The organism is Streptosporangium nanhuense (assembly GCF_059358815.1).
Genome location: NZ_JCADBG010000036.1, coordinates 1 through 20,220 on the forward strand (window position 1 = coordinate 1; position 20,220 = coordinate 20,220).

Annotated in this window: 17 protein-coding genes; 10 read left to right on the top strand and 7 right to left on the bottom strand. The window is 70.5% G+C overall.

Going from position 1 to position 20,220, the window contains the following annotated elements:
• The first annotated feature begins 451 nt into the window (after positions 1-451).
• A complete protein-coding gene (locus AC5L38_RS40615) occupies positions 452-1,558 on the top strand; it encodes an AI-2E family transporter (protein ID WP_495248140.1) in 1,107 nt (368 codons plus the stop codon).
• Between the two features lie 4 nt (positions 1,559-1,562).
• The gene (locus AC5L38_RS40620; protein WP_495248141.1) at positions 1,563-2,315 is read left to right on the top strand and encodes a DUF6597 domain-containing transcriptional factor; all 753 of its coding nucleotides are present in this window, start codon (positions 1,563-1,565) and stop codon (positions 2,313-2,315) included.
• Between the two features lie 163 nt (positions 2,316-2,478).
• On the opposite strand, the gene AC5L38_RS40625 is transcribed toward AC5L38_RS40620, so the two are convergent.
• From AC5L38_RS40625 to AC5L38_RS40645, 5 genes are all read right to left on the bottom strand, one after another.
• Positions 2,479-3,330, bottom strand: a complete 852-nt coding sequence (locus tag AC5L38_RS40625) for a PhzF family phenazine biosynthesis protein (RefSeq protein ID WP_495248142.1) — start codon at positions 3,328-3,330, stop codon at positions 2,479-2,481.
• Between the two features lie 280 nt (positions 3,331-3,610).
• Positions 3,611-4,999 carry a putative hexosyltransferase gene (locus AC5L38_RS40630; RefSeq protein WP_495248143.1) on the bottom strand — a complete coding sequence of 463 codons (1,389 nt, stop codon included), beginning with the start codon at positions 4,997-4,999 and terminating at the stop codon, positions 3,611-3,613.
• A gap of 180 nt (positions 5,000-5,179) precedes the next feature.
• The gene (locus tag AC5L38_RS40635) at positions 5,180-7,210 is read right to left on the bottom strand and encodes a carbohydrate binding domain-containing protein (RefSeq protein WP_495248144.1); all 2,031 of its coding nucleotides are present in this window, start codon (positions 7,208-7,210) and stop codon (positions 5,180-5,182) included.
• Positions 7,211-7,343: 133 nt separating this feature from the next.
• Positions 7,344-8,900, bottom strand: coding sequence for a cellulose binding domain-containing protein (locus AC5L38_RS40640; RefSeq protein WP_495248145.1), 1,557 nt, complete (start codon positions 8,898-8,900; stop codon positions 7,344-7,346).
• A gap of 149 nt (positions 8,901-9,049) precedes the next feature.
• On the bottom strand, positions 9,050-10,891 hold the full coding sequence (locus AC5L38_RS40645; protein ID WP_495248146.1) for a cellulose binding domain-containing protein: 1,842 nt from the start codon (positions 10,889-10,891) through the stop codon (positions 9,050-9,052).
• Between the two features lie 1,185 nt (positions 10,892-12,076).
• Between AC5L38_RS40645 and leuE the strand changes: the two genes are divergently transcribed.
• Positions 12,077-12,739, top strand: coding sequence for a leucine efflux protein LeuE (gene leuE, locus AC5L38_RS40650; protein ID WP_495248147.1), 663 nt, complete (start codon positions 12,077-12,079; stop codon positions 12,737-12,739).
• A gap of 86 nt (positions 12,740-12,825) precedes the next feature.
• On the opposite strand, the gene AC5L38_RS40655 is transcribed toward leuE, so the two are convergent.
• Positions 12,826-13,173, bottom strand: coding sequence for a luciferase domain-containing protein (locus tag AC5L38_RS40655; protein WP_495248148.1), 348 nt, complete (start codon positions 13,171-13,173; stop codon positions 12,826-12,828).
• 293 nt (positions 13,174-13,466) lie between these two features.
• Here AC5L38_RS40655 and AC5L38_RS40660 point away from each other — a divergent pair, with 293 nt between their 5' ends.
• From AC5L38_RS40660 to AC5L38_RS40670, 3 genes are all read left to right on the top strand, one after another.
• Complete coding sequence (locus tag AC5L38_RS40660; RefSeq protein WP_495248149.1) at positions 13,467-14,126, top strand: VC0807 family protein; 660 nt, start codon at positions 13,467-13,469, stop codon at positions 14,124-14,126.
• A gap of 103 nt (positions 14,127-14,229) precedes the next feature.
• A complete protein-coding gene (locus AC5L38_RS40665) occupies positions 14,230-14,703 on the top strand; it encodes a TspO/MBR family protein (RefSeq protein ID WP_495248150.1) in 474 nt (157 codons plus the stop codon).
• Between the two features lie 256 nt (positions 14,704-14,959).
• A complete protein-coding gene (locus AC5L38_RS40670) occupies positions 14,960-15,577 on the top strand; it encodes a DedA family protein (RefSeq protein WP_495248151.1) in 618 nt (205 codons plus the stop codon).
• 54 nt (positions 15,578-15,631) lie between these two features.
• On the opposite strand, the gene AC5L38_RS40675 is transcribed toward AC5L38_RS40670, so the two are convergent.
• Complete coding sequence (locus AC5L38_RS40675) at positions 15,632-16,033, bottom strand: lipocalin-like domain-containing protein (protein WP_495248152.1); 402 nt, start codon at positions 16,031-16,033, stop codon at positions 15,632-15,634.
• A 210-nt stretch (positions 16,034-16,243) separates the two neighbouring features.
• Here AC5L38_RS40675 and AC5L38_RS40680 point away from each other — a divergent pair, with 210 nt between their 5' ends.
• From AC5L38_RS40680 to AC5L38_RS40695, 4 genes are all read left to right on the top strand, one after another.
• A complete protein-coding gene (locus AC5L38_RS40680; RefSeq protein ID WP_495248153.1) occupies positions 16,244-17,074 on the top strand; it encodes a DMT family transporter in 831 nt (276 codons plus the stop codon).
• Positions 17,075-17,085: 11 nt separating this feature from the next.
• Positions 17,086-18,306: a glycosyltransferase gene (locus AC5L38_RS40685; RefSeq protein ID WP_495248154.1), complete on the top strand. Its 1,221-nt coding sequence runs from the start codon at positions 17,086-17,088 to the stop codon at positions 18,304-18,306.
• Between the two features lie 110 nt (positions 18,307-18,416).
• Positions 18,417-19,124: a DUF998 domain-containing protein gene (locus tag AC5L38_RS40690; RefSeq protein WP_495248155.1), complete on the top strand. Its 708-nt coding sequence runs from the start codon at positions 18,417-18,419 to the stop codon at positions 19,122-19,124.
• A 123-nt stretch (positions 19,125-19,247) separates the two neighbouring features.
• Entirely contained in the window at positions 19,248-20,180 is a 933-nt protein-coding gene (locus AC5L38_RS40695) for an acyl-ACP desaturase (RefSeq protein ID WP_495248156.1), read from the top strand.
• Positions 20,181-20,220 lie beyond the last annotated feature (40 nt).

Here is a 20,220-nt window from a genome sequence, read left to right on the forward strand (position 1 = left end):
GATTGTGCTTCATGCACTGGCTTTTAACACACTGTTGAGTTCTCAAGAAACGGACGCGTACACCATCACCCAAACCCGACCAGATGAGTCAGGCCCGAACTCCGGGGCGTTCCATTTCGTGTCACTATCTTATCAGGAGTGCCGGTTTCGTGTCAAACTGTCGGATTTCCGACTCTCGACGCGATCCCGCCGAACCCGTTAGGATTGCGACCACCCCGTTTCCAGGGCAACCCCTCTAACTTACTCCGACATCCGGTCGTTGTCCAACCGGACTTCGGCGTGACGCATGCGCCCCGACGAAGGGAGGTGATCAGAAGGAGGGTCCCGAGGCTCTGGCGATCTCCGCCGTCCCCCTCGGGCCTGTGAACTCTATGTACGGCGCCGAGCTCCGTCAAATCGAAGAGCCTGCCCCGTCAGGACGTGTTTCTCACCTGCTGGGTAGAGATCCGTTATGACGGACCAAAGAGTGTTGCCCAGGGCGCTCGTCGTGCTCCTCTGCACCGCGGGCGCGGTGGTCACCCTGGCGGGGATCAGGGAGATCGGGTCGATCATCGGACCGGTGTTGCTGGCACTGGTCCTCGTCCTGGCGGTCTCTCCGGTCAGAACCTGGCTTCGCGAGCGTGGCGCTCCCGGATGGACGCTGGTGGCGATCCCCCTGGCGATCGTGCTGCTGGTGCTCCTGGGCATGGTGGCGATCCTGACCGTGGCCGTCGCGCAGATGGCGACCCTCGCGCCCACCTACGACGCGCAGTTCAACCAGCTCGTCGCGGAGGCTCAACAGCAGGCGGCCAGGTTCGGCTTCGGCACCCAGCAGATGAACGAGGCGATCAACTCCTTCGACCCCGGCAAGATCTTCGCGCTCGCGCAGGGGTTCGTCTCGGGGCTGCTGGGAGTGTTCTCCGGCCTCGTCCTCATCATCGTCCTGCTTCTGGCCATGTGCCTGGACGCCCAGGCCTTCTCCAAGATCCTCGCCATGGGCGCGGCGCGCAGGCCCCTGCTCATCGGCGCGCTCGGCAACTTCGCCCACAAGACCCGCCGCTACCTCCTGGTCTCGACGGGGTTCGGGCTTGTCTGCTCCGCGCTGGACGTGGCCGCGCTCTGGATTCTCGGCGTGCCGCTCCCCCTGCTCTGGGGAGTGCTGGCGCTGATCACGAACTACATCCCCAACGTCGGGTTCGTCCTGGGGCTCATCCCGCCCGCCCTGCTCGGCCTCTTGGAGGGCGGGCCCAAAACCATGATCTTCGTGATCGCCGCCTACGTATTGATCAACTTCGTGGTGCAGTCGCTGATCCAGCCGAAGTTCCTCGGTGACGCCGTCGGGCTGTCCACGACCGTGACCTTCCTCTCGCTCATCCTGTGGACGTTCCTGCTCGGCCCGCTGGGCGCGCTGCTGGCCATCCCGCTCAGCCTGCTGACCCGGGCGCTGCTGATCGACAGCGATCCGGACGGCGACTGGGCCGCGGCTCTCGTCTCCGGGAACGTCCCCGACGACGAGCAACCCGGCACGGGGAAGAGTCCGGGAGGGGAACGGGGCAAGAACCCGTCGCCCGTACGCTGAGGTCATGTATCGCGAGTGGGCGCCGGACTCCCGCCTCGCCGGGCGGGTGGCCTGCGTGTGGAGCAACGAGGCGACCTCCGCCATGACGCAGCTGGTCGTGCCCGACGGCTGCGTGGATCTGATCTGGGGGCCGGAGGGAGCGCTTGTCGCGGGGCCCGACACGGGCCCGAAATCCGTCCGGATGGCGTCTGGTGCCCGTTATACGGGGATCCGGTTCGGGCCCGGCTCGGCGGGCGAGCTGTTCGGCGTGCCGCTCGACAGCCTGCGCGACCTGCGGGTGCCCCTGTCCGACCTGGGGCCGTTCGCGGAGCTGTCCGAGCTGGAACCGCTCACCGCGACGGCCGGCCCGGAACCGTCCGGCGGGCCGGCCGGGGTCCGGTCGTCGAAGCCGTTCTCCGACGTCGTACAGCGGGCGCTGGTCGTACGGTTGCGCGCGGCCCCCGGACCCGACCCGGCCGCGCCCGCGATCGCCGAGGCGTTGCGGGCGGGGCGGAGCGTCAGGGAGGTGGCCTGGGACCTGGGAGTCAGCGAGCGGCAGCTCCTGCGCCGGTCCCTGCGGGCTTTCGGGTACGGCCCGAAGGTGCTGCAACGGGTGGTCAGGTTCCAGCGGGCACTGCGGCTGGCCAGGCGTGGCGTCACGGCGGCCGAGGTCGCCGTGGTCAGCGGGTACGCCGACCAGGCTCACATGGCGAACGAGGTACGGCGGCTGGCGGGAGTGCCCCTGAGCAGGCTGCTCGATCAAAGCGGCGCCCCTTGAGCCGGTCGCTCGATCAACGCGACAACCTCCGGGCCGGTCGCTCGATCAACGCGACAACCTCTGAGCCGGTCGCTCGATCAGTCCGGCGACCTCCGGGCCGGTCGCTCGATCGGCTCGGTGACGGGAGCGGCTGGCCGGCCCCGCGTGGGTCGTCGTACCGGGATCAGACGGTTCCCAGCTCGACCGCTCCCCCGCTCACCCGGCTCCGGCCGTCGGGGGAGGAGATCGAGACCTTCAGCGTGCTGGGCCGCCCCATGTCCACGCCCTGGATGACCGTGAACTCCGAGGAGCCGTTCCCGATGACCCGCAGGTAGCCGCCGAAGGCAGCGGCGGCGGCGCCGGTGGCGGGGTCCTCCACGACTCCCCCTACCGGGAACGGGTTGCGGGCGTGGAACCGCTCGTCGCTCTCCTGCCAGAACAGGTTCACCGTGGTCCAGCCCTCGCGGGTCATCAGCGCCTTCAGCAGCTCGTAGTCGTAGTCGAGGCCTGACAGGCGTTCGCGCGAGGAGGCCGCGAGCACGAGGTGCTCGACGCCGCCGAACGCGACGTGCGGGGGGAAGGCGGGGTCGAGCTCGTCGCGGGACCAGCCGAGGGCTGCGAGGGCCTCCGCGAGCGCGTCCTCCGCGACGGGCCGGGAGCGTGTGGGGACGCTGGTGAGCGTGGCGCGGAGCGTGTCGTCGACGATCTCGGTGTCGATGACGATCTCGCCCGCGTTGGTGTCGAACGTCAGGCGCCCGGTCCCGAGGCGTTCGGCCAGCACCACCGAGGTGGCGATCGTGGCGTGCCCGCAGAACGCCACCTCCGCCGAGGGGGCGAAGTACCGAACCCGGAAGGCGCGTCGCTCGTCGTCGCGTTCGGTCACGAACGCCGTCTCGGAGTATCCGACCTCGGCGGCGACGGCCAGCATCTCCGCGTCGGAGAGCCCTGCCGCGTCGAGGACGATCCCGGCGGGGTTTCCCCCCTCGGGGTCATGGGTGAAGGCGGTGTAACGCAGGATTTCCACGGTGCTCGTCACAGGACCGGAATGTACCAGCCCCTCCCGGGCCCCGCCGGTGCTCCGTCACGCGAGGGTGACGGAGCACCGGCGGGCGGCGGCGGGCATCGGGTTTCAGGCCCCGCGTGACGTCAGGCGCCGCACGACTTCAAGCACCGCGCCGCTTCAGGTGCCGCGCCGCTTCAGGTGCCGCGCCGCTTCAGGTGCCGCGCCGCTTCAGGTGCCGCGCCGCTTCAGGTGCCGCGCCGCTTCAGGTGCCGCGCCGCTTCAGGTGCCGCGCCGCTTCAGGTGCCGCGCCGCTTCAGGCGGACGCGGGAACGGGCGCCGAGGGGGGTGATCCCTCGGGGGTGGAGACGGGTGCGCGGGGCACGCGGCGTCCCCACGGCATGGCGAGCGCCAGGATCGGCAGCAGCACGATGGAGGCCTGCGACCAGACGACGTGCAGACTTCGCCAGGTGGCGGAGTCGAACTGGGTCATGTAGAGGTAGCCGTACCCCGCCCAGAGGGAGACGCCGATGATCGCGGGCCACGCGAAGCGGGTGGGGCGGGCGATCAGGAACGGCATGAACCACAGGAGATACTGCGCGCCGAGCCTGGGGGTGGTGACCATGAAGGCGAGCAGCAGCGCCGTGGTGAGGTCGATCGGGTCGGCGCGCCGCCACAGGAAGGCCACCACCAGCATGGTGACGTAGATCAGGCGGGTGCCGAACGTCGCGATCCCCTGGTTCAGGTCGTTGACGCCGTCCATCAGGATGGCGCTGTAGCCCCACTGGCCGACGATCGGGCGGACGTCCTGGATCACCCGGATGACCTCGGGGATCTGGCTCAGCGAGGTGCCGGCGAAGATCGGCAGGGTGACCAGGAAGAAGACCGGCGCGATGCCCGTGGCCACGAACGCCACGACGCGGGCGCGGAAGGTGGGCAGCAGCAGGAGCAGGCCGGGGATGAGCCAGATCGGCCAGCTCTTGGCGCACAGCGCCAGTCCCATCAGCAGTCCCGCGAACAGGGCGCGGCGCAGGGACTGCCGGTCGCCCTGGCGCGGGGTGAGCGCCCCGCGGACCACTCCCTCGGGGCCGAAGGCGTGTCGTACGGCACCGGCGAGGCCGTGCAGCGCGATGCTCTGCCGTGCCAGCGCGAGCGGGTTGGTGGTCATGCCCGGCCGGTCGGGGTCGCCGGGGCCCCGGGCCACGACGAAGGCGGCGACGCCGAAGACCAGGGCGACCGGCTCGACCTGGCCGTGGACGGAGGCGACGAGGATGGCGAGCGGGTTGCAGGCGTACTGGAAGGCGCGCAGTGACGCGTTGGGCCCTCCGGCGAGCTTGCCGACCAGCGGGATCAGCACGATGTCCGCGACCACGGTGACCAGGCGCCCGCCGATCTCCCACGGGATGCCCAGCCAGAGCAGGAGGCCGTAGACGTAGGGGATGGTCGGCAGGAAGTGCCAGCCTCCCGAGCTGCCCAGTACGGGGTCCTCGCGGTTCAGGACCGCCTCGCCGGCGGGCTTGAAGCTGTTGATGAAGTCGACCGGTTGCCAGGTGTCCACCGCCGAGGTGGCCATGATGAGCACCCGGAAGGCGATTCCGACCCCCAGGATGACCAGCAGAGAGGGTCTCCAGCCCTTCCACTGCGCGACCAGGGCGAGCACGACACCGAGAACGAGGACGAACCCCGTGAGAATTGCGTAGTCCATGACGGCCCCTAGCCTGCCGGACCTGGCGACCAACCAGCCACCCGGATCTCCAAACCGAGACCACTCTGCCAGTTTTCCCGGCCTCGGGAATCCGGGCCGTCACGACGGGCGACCGCCTCCGGGTAACGGAAGGGGGAACCTCGCCGCCGGAAGTCCGTCTCCCCCGGCGGCGAGGGGCTTTCAGCCCAGGCCGTCGAGATAGGCCCGGTGGCTGCGGGAGAACTCGAAGGCGTTGTACCTGTCCCAGTTGATCGACCAGGTCATCAGGCCGCGAAGGTTCGGGTAGACCCCTCTCGGCCGGTACGACCCGCAGTTGGTCCCCTTGGCCAGGCAGTCGAAGGCCTTCTGGACCTCCGGGACCGTGGTGAAACCGTTACCCGCGAACGGGGCGGCGGGCAGGCCGATGGCGACCTGGTCCTGGCGCAGGGCGGGGAAGACGTTGTTCGGGTTGCCCGCGACGGGGAAGCCCGCGAGCAGCATGTCGGTCATGGCGACGTGGAAGTCGTGGCCGCCCATGGTGTGGTACTGGTTGTCCAGCCCCATGATCGGCCCGGAGTTGTAGTCCTGGACGTGCAGCAGGGTCAGGTCGTTGCGCATCGCGTGGATGACGGGGAGGTAGGAGGCGGCCCGCCGGTCGGCGGAGCCGTTGGGGCCCGGGCCGTAGAACTGGTAGCCCAGCTGGACGAAGAACGTCTCGGGGGCCATGGTCAGCACGAAGCGGGTGCCATACCTCGCCTTTAGGGTCTTGAGCGCGGAGATCAGGTTGACGATGACCGGGGTGGTGGGGGCGGACAGGTTGGTGTCGCCGTTGTCGAGATAGAGGGAGTGGCCCTCGAAGTCGATGTCCAGCCCGTCGAGGCCGTACTTGTCGATGATGGCGCCCACCGACTGGACGAACTTGTCGCGCGCGGCCGTGGTGCTCAGCTGGACCTGGCCGTTCTGGCCGCCGATCGAGATCAGCACCTTCTTGCCGAGTGCCTGCTTGGCCCGGATCCCGGCGATGAACTCGGCCTCGGACTCGACGTTGGGGCACTCGGCGACCGGGCACTGGGTGAAGCGGATGTCCCCCGAGGTCACCGAGGTGGGCTCGCCGAAGGCGAGGTTGATGACGTTCCACTCGTTGGGCACGTCCGCCATCCGGATGTAGCCGGAGCCGTTGGCGAAGGAGGCGTGCAGGTAGCCGACCAGCACCCGCTTGGGCAGGTTGCCGGGGGGCGTGCCGGTGACGGTCGCGGAGACCGCGCCGGACCGGGCCGACTCACCGGCGGAGTTGGAGGCGCTCACCTGGTAGCTGTGCGTGCCCGCGCCCGGGGTGTCGGTGTAGGTGGTCCCGGTGGGCGTGCCGACCCTGGTGCCGTTGCGGTAGATGTTGTAGGTGGTCGCGCCCGAGGAGGCGTTCCACCTCAGCGCGACGCTCGTGCCGCTCACGGTGGCCGCCAGTCCCGACGGTACGGCCGGGATCTGCGGCTGGCCGGTGCCGACCGTCACCGAGACCGCGCCCGACCGCGCCGACTCGCCCGAGGCGTTGGTCGCGCTCACCTGGTACGAGTGCGTGCCCGTGCCGGGGATCTCGGAGAAGGTGGTCCCGGTGGCGGTGCCGACCCTGGTGCCGTTGCGGTAGACGTTGTAGCCGGTCGCGCCCGAGGAGGCGCTCCAGCTCAGCGAGGCGGTGGTGGCGTTGCCGGTGCCGGTGAGCCCGGCGGGCGTCGCGGGCGGCTGCCCCTGCCCAGGCGCTCCGTCGAGGACGACGTCGTCGGCCTGGTAGGTGCCCTGGCCGTACCAGCCGTTGACGTGGATCGTCACGGAGGTGGTCGAGGCGCCGGTGGTGAACGAGGTCGACAGCTGGGTGTAGGACGAGGGCGAGGACGCCCACGTGCTGGGGTCGGTCCCGCCGGTGCCGGTCGCGCCGAGGAAGACGTAGCCGCCCCTGACCCAGGCCGACAGGGTGTAGGCCGAGGAGGGCCTGACGCCGACCGTCTGCTGGCAGCGGGCGGTGTCGTTCCCGGCCGGGGTGGCCTGCAGGGCACCGGTCCCGCCGTGTACGGGCGAGGAGACGGTCGTGGCGCCCGAGGAGGTGGAGCAGGTCCACCCGCTCAGCCCGTTCTCGAAGCCCGGGTTCGTCGCGATGTTGGCCGCGTGGGCCGGTGTCGCGGCCAGCATCGTCCCGCCGAGCGCCAGGACGACGGCCACGGCGAGTTTCCTGAGGTGCATCCGATTTACCCCGCAAGGATCTTTAGGAGGGTGTCGTGGGGGCACGGCCCGCACCTTGGCGGGGTGCGGACCGTGCGGGTCGTACGAGCTCACCCGGTGCGTTTTCGCGCTGGGCGGGCTCGCTTCGGGTGGGTCAGAAGCCGGCGGTGACGCGGGTGAAGTCCCAGTCGCTCTGGGCGATCCCGCTGCAGTGGGCGGCCACGCCGCCGCCCTGGCAGGGACGGTCGCGGTTGACCGCCCAGTAGGCCAGGCGGGTCAGCCCCTTGGACTTGGCCCAGTCACGGATCTGCGTCCAGGCCGCCACCGTGGTCAGTTCCTGCTGGTCGGACAGGCCGTTCATGCCGGAGATGCCCATCCGGGCGTACGCCTGCGCGTCGGTCCAGCCGTTGGCGGCCTTGAGGGCGTTCTTCAGGCCCTCGGAGGAGCTCACGGTGGCGTTGTAGATGTTCGAGGCGCCGAAGTTGAACGGCATGATCGTGTAGTTGTCGATCGGCACGGCCAGTGCCTTGGCCTGGTTGATCAGGCGGACGCCGGCCGGGGTCGGGCCGGTGGTGTCGGTGCCGAAGGTGACGGCGATCTTGACGTTCGGGTTGTTCTGCTTGACGATCTTCAGGCCGTTGAGGATGCGGTCCTGGACGGTGTAGTTCTCGAACTCGTCGGTGTTCTCGATGTCGAAGTCGACGACCGCCGGGCCGACGGCGTTGATGACCTGCTGCACGGCTCCGGCGAAGGCGGCCGGGGTCGAGCAGTTCGGGCCGAGCTTGTTGCCCGACCAGCCGCCGAAGGAGACCTGCACGCTGCCGCCCGCGGCCTTGATCTGGTTGATCGCGGCCTGGTCGGTGCCGCCGGTCAGCGGCCGGTTGCCGTCCCAGGCGGGGTTGCAGCCGCCGCCGGACAGGATGAACGCCATGGTGAAGGACTTCACGCCGGTGGCGTTCATGACGGTCACGGGGTTGGGCGGGTTGCCCCAGCCCATGTAGAGGTACGGGGCTCCGGCCATCTTGCCGGGCTGCGGGTTGGTGCAGCCGGTGGTGGTGGCGCTCGCCGCGCCGCTGGCGAGCGACTCGCCCTGGGCGTTGTAGGCCTTGACGGTGTACGTGTGCGAGGTGCACGTGCCCAGCGAGCCGATCGTCGCGCTGGTGCCGGTGACCTGGGCCCGCTGCGTGCTGCCCTCGTAGACGCGGTATCCGGTGACGGTGCCGCTGGAGGCACCCCACGACAGGGAGATCGAGGAGTTGGTGGTGCCGGTCACCGACGGGGTGCCGGGTGTGCCCGGCGTCCCGGGGGTGCTGCCGCCGCCGCAGGCGACGCCGTTGAGGGTGCAGTTGGACGGGGTCGCGCTGCCCGGCGTGCCGTTGAAGCCGAAGCTCGCGGTCGCCCCCGGGGCCAGGGTGCCGTTCCAGCCGACGTTGCTGAAGGTGAAACGCTGCCCGCTACGGCTCAGCGACGCGTCCCAGAACGACCCGATGTTCGCCCCCGAAGGCAGATCGAAGGCCACCGACCAGCCGTTGATCGTCGTCGTACCACCATTGGTGATCGTGTACTTGCCCTCGAAACCGGTACCCCAGTCGGAGACCTTGGTGAAGACGGCGGTGTTGGGGGCCGCGAACGCGGGGGTCGCGACCAGTGACAGGCCGATTGACATGCCGAGCGCGGCGAGGACCGCGGTCAGCGTTCGTCGTAATCTCATGGCTCTTCCTCGGGTGGGGGGTACGAGGTGTGGGGGTGAGAGGGCGCCGGGTCGGGGACGCGGGGTGTTCTCGGTGCGGGGTCCGGGCCTGCCCGGCCGGGTCGTGGGTGCCGGGCAGGTCCGGAGCGGGGATTCAGGGGTTTCGGGAGTTAGGGCAGGGTCGCGAGGTGCGGCTTGACGGTCCTGGAGAAGTTCCAGTTGTTGCTGGCGTCCCAGTTGATGGACCAGGTCATCGCGCCGCGGATGCCGGGGTAGGCGCGCGGCGGCACGAAGCTGCCGCAGTTGGTCCTGGTGGCCAGGCAGGTCAGGGCCTGGTTCACCAGGGCGGGGGCGACGATGCCGCCGCCCGCCGCGCCGGGCCCGGCGGGCAGGCCGAGCGCCACCTGGTCGGGGCGGAGGCCGTTCTCCAGCTGGATGCAGGCCAGCGCGGTCATGAAGTTGACCGAGCCCTGCGAGTAGGCGGCCATCTGGTCGCAGCCGAGCATGGAGCCGGAGTTGTAGAACTGGGTGTGGACGACGGTGAGGATGTCCTTGATGGCCAGCGCCAGCTTGAAGTACTCGCCGCCGGTGGACTGCATGTCGATGGTCTGCGGCGCCATCGTGATGATCAGGTTCGACCCCGCCTTGGCCCGCAGCGACCGGAGCGCCTGGCCCATGTAGGTGGAGTTGAGCCCGTTCTCCAGGTCGATGTCGACGCCGTCGAATCCGTAGCTCTGCATCAGGGCGTAGACGGTGTCGGCGAACTTGGTCGCGGCGGCGGCGCTGGCCACCTGCACGCGGCCCGCCTCGCCGCCGACCGAGAGGATGACCTTCTTGCCGCGGGAGTGGAGGGTCTGCACGTCGGCCCTGAACTGGGCGTCGGTGTAGCCGCCGAGGGAGGCGGACAGGCCCGGGTCGACGCCGAAGACGACCTCACCGGGGGTGGCGGTGGCCTCGCCGAAGGAGATCGCGACCAGGTCGTACTCGTTGGGCACCGCCGACAGCCGCAGCTCGACGGCCGGGTTGTCGAAGTTGTGCCAGTAGCCGGTGAGGAAGTGCTTGGGCAGCGGGCCGCCGCCGGTGCAGCCGTTCGTGGTGGCAGCGGCCGGGTCGCTCTTCGGGCCCTCGCCCGAGGAGTTGTACGCCGCGACCGTGTAGGTGTGCGACTCGCACACGCCCAGCCCCGACACCGTCGTGCTCGTCCCGCTCACGGTCGCCCTGACCGTCGAGCCCTCGTACACCCGGTAGCCGGTCACCGTTCCCGATGACGCGCCCCACGACAACGCCACGCTGTTCGTGCCGCCCGTCGCCGACAGGGTGCCCGGCTTGCCGGGGGCGCCGCTGTTGCAGCCGGTGGTGGTGGCGCTCACCGTGCCGCTGGCGGCCGACTCACCCTGGGCGTTGTAGGCCTTGACGGTGTACGTGTGCGAGGTGCACGTGCCCAGCGAGCCGATCGTCGCGCTGGTGCCGGTGACCTGGGCCCGCTGCGTGGAGCCCTCGTAGACGCGGTATCCGGTGACGGTGCCGCTGGAGGCGCCCCACGACAGGGAGATCGAGGAATTGGTCGTACCGGTGACGGTCGGATTGCCCGGGGTTCCCGGGGTGACGGGGGTGGTGCCGCCGCCGCAGGCCGCGCCGTTGAGCGTGCAGTTGGACGGCGTCGCGCTGCCCGGACTGCCGTTGAAGCCGAAGCTCGCGGTCGCCCCCGGGGCCAGGGTGCCGTTCCAGCCGACGTTGCTGAAGGTGAAACGCTGCCCGCTACGGCTCAGCGACGCGTCCCAGAACGACCCGATGTTCGCCCCCGAAGGCAGATCGAAGGCCACCGACCAGCCGTTGATCGTCGTCGTACCACCATTGGTGATCGTGTACTTGCCCTCGAAACCGGTACCCCAGTCCGAGGTCTTGGTGAAGACGGCGGTGGCCGAGGCGGCCTGGGCGGGGAGCGCGACCATCATCGTCAGGACGAGGGCCGCCAGGGCGACGAGAGAGCGGGCGATGGCGCGTAATTTCACGTTGACCTCATGCATTCCGTGGGGGTGACCGTACGACCCGCGCCACGCGGGGGGTGCGCGGGCGCGAACGTGGGCGCGGGCCGTACGGCGGGGTGGGCACGGCTCCGACCGGGGGACCGTTCCGTTGATCGGCGCGGGGCGCCGGGGACCGCCGGGTTCAGCGAGTCGTCACCGAGGCGTCACCGGGTCGCCGGCGCCTGGAGCGCCGTCACGCTCTCCGGAAGCCCCGGGTGCTCCGGGTGCTCCGGGTGCTCCGGACGCGCTGAACGCTCTGGACGCGCTGAACGCTCTGATTGCCCGAAGCGCTCTGGGCGCGCTGAGTGCTCCGGGCGCCTTTGATGCCGCCGGACGGCGTGTGGTGCCGGTGGGTGCGGCGTCGACGGGGTACGGCGCCGGCGCTTCGGGGAGGGGCCGCGCCCGCTCGTCGGGAGGACCGGGGGGTCGGCGGCGGCGTCCGAGGTCGCGTCCGAGGTGGCGTGCTCACCCGCGGTTCCCGGGCCCCGGCGTCCACCCACGGCTCGCGAACCCCGGCCTGAGGCCTCGGGTCGGGTGGGGACGGCGACGGCGGCGCCGATGGTGGCCGCGGCGGCCATGACGACGGCGGGCGCGGCGGGGGTCGCGACGGAGCTCTCAGCGACGGAAGTCTCGGTGACGGGGGCGGTCGTGACGCCGGAACCGGGGGTGGCGGGGGTGGGCAGGCCGCGGCCGGAGCTTGCAACCGCAGTCAGGACGAGTAAGGGAAAGGTGCGCCGCATGATCGCTCCCATGGACGTGGAACCTGGGGGGTGAGGCGTCCGGACGGTCGGACCTTCAGCAGCGACGGCTACCGCCGTCGAGTTTTCGCAGCTGGACATGGGTCGGCGGGGAGGCACGGGCCATGGGCACCCCTAGTCGGCACTTCTTTTAGGAAAGTTTCCTAAGAGTTGTCGCGATCGTAGCCTTGACAGACTCCTGCCACAAGGCCCAAAAACGTCAGTCGCCTGTGTCGCGGCCGGGAGCGTTCCGGTGAGCGTGTCCGGGCGCGGGGGCGCGGGGAGGGGCGGCGGGGGGCACGGCGTCCGGCGCGATCCGGCGCATGGCATCCGAGCGAACCGTTGCATGGCGTCCGGAAGACCCGGAAAGGAAGATAAGCACCTTTAGGCGGTACGGTAATGACGCATCCGTAACGCCTTCTGGAGTATCGCCGTGTTCTTTGGCATCACCGACATCTGGACCTACACGGTCGGCGCCTTCCTCATCATCCTTCTTCCCGGCCCGAACTCGCTGTACGTGCTCAGCACCGCCGCCCAGCGCGGGGTGCGGCAGGGGTACCAGGGGGCGATGGGGGTCTTCGTCGGTGACGCCGTCCTGATGGTCCTGGCGGCAGCGGGGGTCGCCTCCCTGCTGAAGTCGGAGCCGCTCCTGTTCAACGTCGTCAAGTACATCGGCGCGGCCTACCTCGCGTGGATCGGGTTCCAGATGCTCCGGTCGGCCTGGCGCTCGTGGCGCGCTCCCGACACCGGGGGCGAGACCCTGGAGGCACCCATGGTCCAGGAGCGGACCGCGCGGAGCCCCTTCCGCCGGGCCCTGATCGTCAGCCTGATGAACCCGAAGGCGATCCTGTTCTTCATCTCGTTCTTCATCCAGTTCGTGGATCCCGCCTACGGCACCCCAGCCCTGTCGTTCCTGATCCTGGGCGCGATCTGCCAGCTGTTCAGCGCGCTCTACCTGTCGGCCCTGATCTTCGGGGGAACGTTCCTGGCCCGGCAGTTCCGGGCCCGCCGCGGACTGTCGGCCGGGCTGCGTACGGGTGTGGGCGCGCTGTTCATCGGCTTCGGGGCGAGACTGGCCACCGCGACCCTCACCTGACGCCGGTCACCGTCGACGCCGATCACCGTCGACGCCGATCACCGTCAGCGCCGATCACCGTCAGCGCCGATGACCACCGGCGCCGGTCACCTCGGGCGCTGGTTGACCTTGATCGCGACGCTGACGAGCGAGAGGAACAGCTCGGCGTCGGCCCGGCCCTCGATGGACATGGACACCCACCCGGCGTCGGCGCCGGGGGTGATCCGATGGCAGTCGGTGAGCACCCGCGCCCACCTGTCGATCACGGGCTTGGTGAGGAGCAGTTGCGCGGTGTGGTCGCCGGACATCCTGACGATCTCCCGGCCGCCGGCCCGGAAACCGAGCCCCTTCCTGGTGCGCTTCAGCGCCAGATCCGGCCAGCGGACGAGCTGGGCCGCGACATTTTCGACACCCTCGGTGGAACGGCGGGACGCGTGCGTGCGCAGCACTGCCATGTCTCTCATGGTCGCGGACCGGACCCGATCGGGAAAGCTCCTGTTTCTCAACCGTTACCGGCATAGCGATCCTTTTTGTGAACCGTAATGATCTGTACCGGTCTCATCCGTTATTGCAGTGTTATTGAGTTGTTTTCACGAGAGCACGCCACGGGGTCAGGTACCGTGAGTGGCCGGTGAACATCCGGAGGTAACCTTCCCCGCAACCCCCTGCGACGGCCTGGCATACCCGTGCCATGCCGGGGTAGGCGTGAACGCCCAGCGCCTGCCACCGCACCAGCCCGTGGAGCGTCATGAGCCACCAGCCCATCGTCCTCCCCCGTCTCACCGCTCTCGCCAGGCAGGCGGCACCGAAGTTGCTGGAGGGCGTCGTCGCCCCCCTCGCCGTCTTCTACGCGGCGCTGGCCCTCCTCGGCCTGAAGGGCGCGCTGATCGCGGCGGTCACCTGGGTATACGCGGGAGTGGGATGGCGGCTGGTCCGGCGGATACCGGTGCCCGGCACGATGATCCTCGCCATCATCGCGATCACCGTGCGGGCGCTGCTGGGGTTCTGGACCGGGAGCGCGGTGATCTACTTCCTCCAGCCGGAGCTCGGGACGATCTGCATCAGCATGGTCTTCCTCGCCTCGGTGCGGTTCAACCGCCCGCTGGTGCAGAAGCTGACCCTCGACTACATCCACCTGCCCTCGGCCGTGCTGAAACACGAGCGGGTCCGCCGGTTCTTCGCCCGCATCACCCTGCTGTGGGCCTTCGTGCTGCTGGCCAACTCCGCGGTGAGCATCTGGCTCCTGCTGCACGAGTCGATCGGCACCTACCTGCTGGTCCGCACCGCGACGGTGGCCGCGATCAGCGGCCTGGCGGTGGCCTTCTCCCTGTACGCCTTCCGCCGGGTGCTGCGCCGCCTGCACTACGACCCCCTCGCCACCCCGGCCGTCGCCGCCCCGCCCGCCTAGGAACGCCCCTCCCGCCCGGGAACGTTCCACCTTCCCGCCCCCGTTTCCCGTACGGGAAACCGCGGCGCGGTAGAGGCGCGAAGAAGGGGGCAGGGAGGTTTCCATGGTCATCGCGCGTCAACCGAAACGCTGGGCCGGGTTGCCGGTCTTCGTCGTCGCGCTCGTGCTGGTGGCGGTGGTGGGGTCGCTGGCGGCCGTCGACGCCGGAGGCGAGTACCTGTCGCTGGAGCGGCCGCCCTGGGCACCGCCGCAGTGGCTGTTCGGCCCGGCCTGGACGGTCCTGTACGTCATGATCGCCCTGTCCGGCTGGCTCGCCTGGTCGGCGCGCGGCCTGACACCGGCGCTCGGCGTCTACGCGGTCCAGCTGGTCCTCAACGCCGCCTGGACGCCGCTGTTCTTCGGCGCCGGTCAGTACGGCCTGGCGTTCGCGGAGATCGTCGTCCTCTGGCTCGCGATCGTCCTCACCATCGTCCTTTTCCGGCGGATCAGCCGCCCGGCCGCCTGGCTGCTGGTGCCCTACCTGCTCTGGGTGACGTACGCGGCCTCGCTGAACCTCGCCATCTGGCAGCTCAACTGAGCCGTGTCTCCGGCGTCCCCGGCGTCCCCGGCGTCTCCGTCCTGGGGAGGAGGGACCACCCGACGAAGGTGGGGGGTGGCCTGGGCCGTTCGGGCAATGTGGCCGGCTCCTCCCGATTTCTAGAGTCGGCAGGACGGACCCCCGGTGATCTCAGGGATCTGATCCCGGAACACCGGGGTTCCTCCCGGATGCCCTGAGATCACCGGGTCGTCAGCGTGCTTCGTGAAACATTCGCGACCCCCGGCTGGAGCCCGACATGACACAGGCCATCCTCGACGTCCTGAACGATGTGATGACATCCCCCTGGATCTACCTGGCGCTGTTCGCGCTGGCGCTGCTCGACGGGTTCTTCCCGGTGGTCCCGGCGGAGACGTCCGTCATCACGGCCGGGGTGTTCGCCGCCGCCACCGGCGCGCCCGACCTGCTCTGGGTGATCGTGGTGGCCGCGCTGGGCGCGTTCGCGGGCGACCACATCTCGTACGCCATCGGGCGTACCACCAACGACCGGTTGCGCAACGGCAGGCGCAGTCGCAGGGCGTTCGCCTGGGCGGAGCGGTCGCTGGCCGAGCGGGGCGGGCTGGTTCTCGTGGTGGCCCGCTACATCCCCGGCGGCCGGACCGCCTGCACCCTGACCATGGGCGCGGTCGCCTATCCCCGGCGCGCGTTCGCCCTCTTCGACGCCCTCGCCGCGGTGTCCTGGGCGGTCTACTCGGGGCTGATCGGCTACGTGGGCGGCGCGGCCTTCGAGCACGACCCGATCAAGGGGCTGCTGCTCGGCCTCGGCCTCGCCCTGACGGTCACCGTCGTGGTGGAGATCGTCCGCCATTTCCGCCGCCGCCGTACCGCGCCGGAGCTGGTCGCCTCCGGTGACTGACCGCCGGGCCGCGGGGCTCCCGGATCGGGACTCATGATCCCCCACGCGTCGGGGTCATGACCGTTTCCAGATCAGGGTGTGCCACCGGCCGTCCTCCTCGGCCGCCAGGACCAGCCGGTCACCGTCGGCGTTCAGCTCGCGAACCTGGACGGTGCCGGCGAAGGCGGGGTTGAGCGCCACCTCGACGTCGTGGGCGACGTGGCCGTCACGGACCTCGTAGCGGCCCGCGTAGGCGAAGAACGACGTGAACGCCTCGGCCAGCGCCTCCGGGGGCGCCTGTCCCGGACTGGCGCCGGGCAGCGGGGCGCGCCCGGCGCGTGCGATCGTCGCGCTCATGTGGCCGTCGGGGGTGTAGCAGAGCAGGCCCACCGCGTCCGTGCCGAAGGGGTGCGAGACCCGCCTCCCGGCATCGACGATCCGCCACTCGACCAGGCGCCAGGCGCCCACGAGATCCATGCCCGTGAAACTACGATAAGAGAAGCCAGCAGGTCAACAGCCCCGACGCGAATCTCGGGGAATTCCCTGCGAAGTCAGGGTGAACCCCTATGGCTCCGGTACCTCCGGCCGGGGGACGCTTCCACTGTTCACCACAAGCCCCTCAACGGACGCCTCCACGAGGCGATCCGGTCATCTCGCCATGTCTTCATCTGCTTGGGAGGAGTGCGCATGACTGTGCTGGCGGCCGGCCTGGCCTTGCTGGGTTCCCTGTTCTTCGCACTCGGTGCCGCGCTGCAGCAGTTCGAGGCCGCGGGCGCGTCCCGCCCCGGCCTCGGACACCTGGTCAGGCGTCCTCGATGGCTGCTCGGCGGCCTGGCGATCGCGGGCGGCACGGCCCTGCACATCGTCGCGCTGAAGTACGGCCCGCTCACCCTGGTGCAGCCGATGGGCGTGGCCAGCCTCCTGTTCGCCCTGCCGTGCGCGGCGGCCCTGCGACGCCGCAGGCCCAGGCCCGGCGAGCTGGCCTCGGCGGCGGTGATCGCCATCGGGCTGATCGGCCTGGTGCTGGTCGTCCCCGAGCACAGCGGGAAACCGCACCTCAGCACCGGGGAGGCGGTGGTCCTGCTCGCGGGGGCGGCCATCGCCTCCCTGGTGCTGTGGGCCCTCGCCAGGCGGGTCTCCCCCGCCGGACGGGCCTGCCTTCTCGCCATGGGCGCGGGCGTGCTGTACGGCGCGACCGCCACGCTCACCCGTGTCCTGGTCGACGGCGACTGGGAGCCCTGGTTCCTGTTCGCCGTCCCGATGCCCGCCGTGATCGCGCTGGCGCTGCTCCAGCGCGCCTACGCCGTCGGCCACTTCGGCGTGGCGTTCGCCGCCCTGCAGGTGGCCGACCCCCTCACCGCCGTCGCCTTCGGCGCCCTCCTGCTCGGCGAGCCGCTGCCGACCGGCGCGGCGAGCACGCTCGTCGCGCTGGTGGCGGCCGCGCTCACCGCCGCCGGAACCGTCGCGCTGGCCCGTACCACCCCGATGTCTCCCTCGCACGACGTGACAGCACGATGAACGGAGCCTTGATGGCCATGTCAGCCACCACCCTGCGTACCCCCGCGCAAGGCCTTGTCCCCCTCCCCGTCCGGACCCGCCGGGTGCTGATCGGGGCCGACACCTACCCGCCGGACGTGAACGGTGCCGCCTACTTCGCCCACCGGCTCGCCCAGGGTCTGGCCGAACGGGGGAACGAGGTCCACGTGGTGTGCGCCTCGGACGAGGGGCCGGGCAGGACCGAGCACCTGGACGGGGTGACCGTGCACCGGCTGCGCTCGGCGCCGGTGCTGGTGCACCCCACCATGCGGGTCGCGGTGCCGGCCAGGCTGGACCGGCTGATCGACGAGATCGCCCCGGACGTGGTCCACGTGCAGGCGCACTTCGTCGTCGGCCGCGCGGCGATCTCCGCCTCCCGGCGTGCCGGTGTCCCGGTCGTGGCGACCAACCACTTCATGCCGGACAACCTCTTCCAGTTCGCGCGCATCCCCGGACGGCTCCGCGAGAGGGCGGGCGCGCTGGCCTGGAAGGACTTCAACCGCGTCTTCTCCAGGGCCGACCGCGTCACCACACCCACCGAGATCGCGGCCGGGCTGCTCACGGGCAAGGGCTTCGGCCCGCCGGTGGAGCCCATCTCCTGCGGCATCGACCTGGCGAGGTTCCAGCCGCGCGCCGAGCCGAAGGCGTGGGCCCGCCGGGCCTTCGGCCTGCCCGACCGGGACACGGTCGTGTTCGTCGGGCGGCTGGACGAGGAGAAGCGGCTGGACGAGCTCATCCGCGCCCTGCCGCACGTGCTCAACCACACCGACGCGCAGATCGCCCTGGCCGGAACCGGCGGGCAGCGGGCCGCGCTCGCCAGGCTGGCCGACCGGATCGGGGTCGGGGACCGGGTGTCCTTCCTCGGCTTCGTCCCCGACGAGACGCTGCCCCAGGTGTACGCCGCCGGTGACGTCTTCGCCATGCCGGGCGTCGCGGAGCTGCAGAGCATCGCCACCCTGGAGGCCATGGCCAGCGGCCTGCCGGTCGTGGCCGCGGACGCGATGGCCCTGCCGCACCTGGTTCGGCCCGGCGAGAACGGCCACCTGTTCCGGCCCGGCGACGTCCAGGAGCTGGCCCGGCACCTGGGCGCCCTGCTCACCTCGCCCGGGACGCGCGCCACGATGGGCGCCGCGAGCCGTGCCATCGCGCTGACCCACGACCACCAGGCCTCCCTGACCAGGTTCGAGAGGATCTACCGGGAGGTGGCGCGATGAGCCCCGGGAAGATCCGCGCGATCCGCCGGGGGGTGGCGTGATGACCTCCGAGACAATCCGCCGGGGGGTGGCGTGATGACCTCCGGGACGATCCGCGGGGAGGTGGGGCGGTGAGCGAGGGGTCGCCGTCCCGCTGGCCGGGGGTGGCCGGGCCGCTGCTCGCCCTGGCCGCGATGGGGTACGCGCACCTGGTCGCGGCCGGCACGGTGAGCCCGTTGAACGGCCTGATCAGCGACTACGCGCTGCTCGACGGCAGCGCCTGGGCGATGGCGGGCGGCACGATCGCCCTGGCCATGGGCTGCCTCTGGGTCGCGTACCTGCTGGTCAGGGTGGAGCCGGTGCGCGCCGCCGCCTCGCGCGCGCTGTTCGTGGCCGCGGCGCTGGGGCTCCTTCTCACCGCCGCCTTCCCCACCGACGCGGCGCCCGGCGTCGTCTCGATCGCCGGGGAGATCCACCGCTGGTCGGCGGCCGTGGTCTTCACCGCGCTGCCCTGCGCGGGGTGGATGCTCGGCCGCCGGACGGGGAACGGACCGCTGTCGGGGGTGTCCGTCCTGTCGGCGGTGCTCCTCGCCTGGTTCCTGGCCGCCCATCCGGGCTCGCTGATCTCGGATCTGATCGAGGGTGCCGACCACTACGGCCTGGTGGAACGGCTGCTGGTGCTCTCCGAGATCACCCTGGTCCTCCTGACCGCCCTCTGGCCGGGGCACCGCGACGGCGTGACCGGCCGGGCGGGCGTGAAGGCGCGGGTCATGTCGATCCCCGCTCAGCCCGGTCCGGAGGGCACCCGGCATCCTCACCAGCCGATCGGTCTCGGCTGATGGGCGAAGCGACTCCCTTGAATCGCCCATGAGTGAGTAAATGAGACATGCAGCACGTACCTATCACGGGCTTACCTACGCTAACGTAGGTTACGGTTGCGTAGTCTTCGAGGGAGAAACCTGATGCGAGAGTTCAGTGAGACCGAGCTGCTGCTCGAGCTTGAGCCTGTCGTCGCGGGGGAGCTGGACCGGCACCACAAGGTGGCCAAGGAGTGGTTCCCGCACGAGTACGTTCCCTGGTCGGAGGGGCGTAACTACGACGGCCTCTACGGCGGGGAGGCCTGGGTCGAGACAGACACCAAGATCCCCGAGGAGGCCCGCATCTCCCTCATCGTCAACCTGCTGACCGAGGACAACCTCCCCAGCTACCACCACGAGATCGCCACCACCCTGGGCCGCGACGCGGCGTGGGGCACCTGGGTGCACCGCTGGACCGCCGAGGAGGGCCGGCACGGCACCGCCATCCGCGACTACCTGACGGTCACCCGCGCGGTCGACCCGGTCGCGCTGGAGCGGGCCCGGATGGTGCACATGAGCGAGGGCTTCACCAACTCCTACGAGGGCGTGCTCGCCTCGGTGGCGTACGTCTCCTTCCAGGAGCTGGCCACCCGCATCTCGCACCGCAACACCGGCAAGGCCTCCGAGGACCCGAACTGCGAGCGGCTGCTCGCCAGGATCGCCGCCGACGAGAACCTGCACATGCTCTTCTACCGCAACCTGCTCAACGCGGCCTTCAAGCTCGCCCCCGACCAGACCATGCGCGCCGTGACCGACGTCGTCACCACCTTCCAGATGCCGGGAACCGGCATCGAGGGCTTCACCCGCAAGGCCATGACCATCGCCAACGCCGGGATCTACGACCTGCGCCTGCACATGGACGACGTCCTGCAGCCGGTCCTGCGCCAGTGGGACGTGTACAACATGAAGGACCTCGGCCCCGAGGGCGAGAAGGCCCGCGAGGAGCTCTACGACTTCCTCGCCAAGATGGAGACCACCGCCTCCCGCTTCGTCGAGCGCCGCGAGGCCCGTCGCGCCCGCCTGGCCGCCCAGGCCTGACCCCTCCCCCTCCGGGCCACCGCGACGTCCGCCTCGCGGT